The organism is Bacillus sp. P4_D3, from assembly GCF_056401855.1.
Genome location: NZ_JBFUIN010000558.1, coordinates 1 through 2,027 on the forward strand (window position 1 = coordinate 1; position 2,027 = coordinate 2,027).

General features: G+C 33.3%; 3 protein-coding genes and 1 pseudogene. 1 reads left to right on the top strand and 3 read right to left on the bottom strand.

The features are described from left to right. Positions 1 to 145 precede the first annotated feature (145 nt). Positions 146 to 337 carry a hypothetical protein gene (locus AC1DTM_RS24025; protein WP_002110871.1) on the top strand — a complete coding sequence of 64 codons (192 nt, stop codon included), beginning with the start codon at positions 146 to 148 and terminating at the stop codon, positions 335 to 337. A 32-nt stretch (positions 338 to 369) separates the two neighbouring features. Here AC1DTM_RS24025 and AC1DTM_RS24030 read toward each other — a convergent pair whose 3' ends face one another. The 3 genes and pseudogenes from AC1DTM_RS24030 to AC1DTM_RS24040 form a co-directional block, all read right to left on the bottom strand. Beyond that, positions 370 to 1,092 carry a YwiC-like family protein gene (locus tag AC1DTM_RS24030; RefSeq protein ID WP_002161105.1) on the bottom strand — a complete coding sequence of 241 codons (723 nt, stop codon included), beginning with the start codon at positions 1,090 to 1,092 and terminating at the stop codon, positions 370 to 372. Between the two features lie 184 nt (positions 1,093 to 1,276). After that, positions 1,277 to 1,978 (bottom strand): ECF transporter S component, encoded by a 702-nt coding sequence (locus tag AC1DTM_RS24035; protein WP_088099348.1) that lies wholly within the window; start codon positions 1,976 to 1,978, stop codon positions 1,277 to 1,279. Beyond that, a pseudogene (locus tag AC1DTM_RS24040) lies at positions 1,951 to 2,027 on the bottom strand (ABC transporter ATP-binding protein); the annotation flags it as partial. The pseudogene AC1DTM_RS24040 and the gene AC1DTM_RS24035, both read right to left, overlap by 28 nt.

Here is a 2,027-nt window from a genome sequence, read left to right on the forward strand (position 1 = left end):
GTCCCTCCACCTCTCTGGATAAGAAAATATTCACTTTAAATTTAACTATACGTAATTTTATTATAATTGTCAAATAAATATAAAAATTATATTTTCTTCTTTATTGTTCATACTACAAAAAGATGTACAAAAGGAGGCTACTACGTTGCAAAAGAATGCTCGTGGATACGTACAAGATTCTTTTCAATCATTACAAGAAGCAAAACATTGTTTAGAAGATGCATTACAAACTGTTGAAGAAGATTTTAATCGTGCACGTATTGAACAATCCCTTTACGCTGTAGAACAAGCATTACAAAGATGCGATTATACCGTTCATATTTTAGAACAAGAATGAAAACTTCCCATCAAAAGATGGGAAGTTTTTTTTCAAATGGCATACTTCATCATTATTACCGTTATGATTAAAAAATATACAGAATTAACAATTTCTAAAATCCCTACTTTTAATATAGAAATCTTTTTGCCATACAACATAATGGCCCGAATGACACTTGGTACAAATATGAGTGAACACCACGGATTTATAGTAAATACGATTACCGTTAATATAATATGATATCCCCAAGATATAAAACGATACTTCGGATTATTTTTTTCACGAATCATCGTTTTCACATAAAACGTACTTCCTAAAAAATATAGAAATGAAATAAGCGCAATGAATAATGCGGTTCTATCAATAAATTTCATTGAGAAATAATAACTTATTAAGCCACCTATACAAAACACTATAATCGCACAAACATCATTTAGTAATGCTCGTTCATTTTTTTGACGAGCGTAATACATATTTACAATAAACAATGGAATCATTAATACTGCGAATAAAAGAATTCGCCATTCATATAATAAAGAAATCATCCCAAATACGAATGCAATGATAAAATAAACAATGGCAGCATGTAGAAATTCTTTTTTTCGTCTTTGCCTTATATACATGAGAAATGGATAAGTAGCTAGATAGATAAAGAACCAGGCTAAAAACAATGGGATATGATAAAAAGTAGGTTTACCAAGTAATACACTTAATAGAAATGGTATGACAAGCATCGCCCATGCTCCATGTTGCTTCGGAATAACTAACTTCATTAACTATACACCTCCCTCTTGAAAATAGTTCTCACCTACTATTATACAAATAATTTTATAGGATAACGGATGTATATTGGATCTATTTTCTGACAATAAAAAATGCTCCTTACACTATGTAAGAAGCATGAAAGAGGCAAACGAATATGTAAGTCGCGACCCTACCTTATATGAGTATGCTTTTCTATGTCACGTTATGCTCATCTAATATACCGTATTTCTTTTTAAATCTTGTGAGGATCGTAATCCATGACGTGCTAAATAACAGAAGGAAAATAACATTCGATATCGCATGACTCAGATCAAAGTAAAAACTTGCGACATAGTAGGAAATAACTGTTTCCCACGTTGCTTCTTGTATAAAACCAAGAAGACCCCACAAATTCATAATCCAGCCAAATAGAAATCCAACGGCAAATCCATATATGAGTCGTCCCCATAGTTTTTTCATCAAAAATGTATTTCGGAGTAATCCTGCTATAAAACCGATCATGCCCCAAGAGAACATTTGCCACGGAGTCCACGGACCTTGTCCTAAAAAAATGTTAGATACAATAGCCGCCGTTGCCCCAATCATAAAGCCAGTTTCACTCCCAAAAATAATTGCAGAAACGATAATGACAAAAGAAGTCGGTTGTACACTCGGTAAAATAGAAAATGGTACCCGGCTAACCGCTGCAATCGCCGCTAACACAGCAACGATAACAATTTCACGTGAAACAAACGCCTTCCTTTCAAAACGGACATAGAAAGGTAACATAATGATAGCTAATAAAAACAAACTACTTACCATGTAATACCCGTCCATAATAAGAGTCGTAAAGAGTAGTGTACATATTACAACAGCAAAAATAAATATTATAAATGCAACATATCGTTTGGACACGCTTCGTACACATCCTCCCACGTTAATGCAAATGGCAACTCTCTACGGA

Coding starts and splice junctions, on each gene's coding strand:
- AC1DTM_RS24030 (WP_002161105.1), bottom strand. CDS start 1,092: ATGAAGTTAGTTATTCCGAAGCAACATGGAGCATGGGCGATGCTTGTC.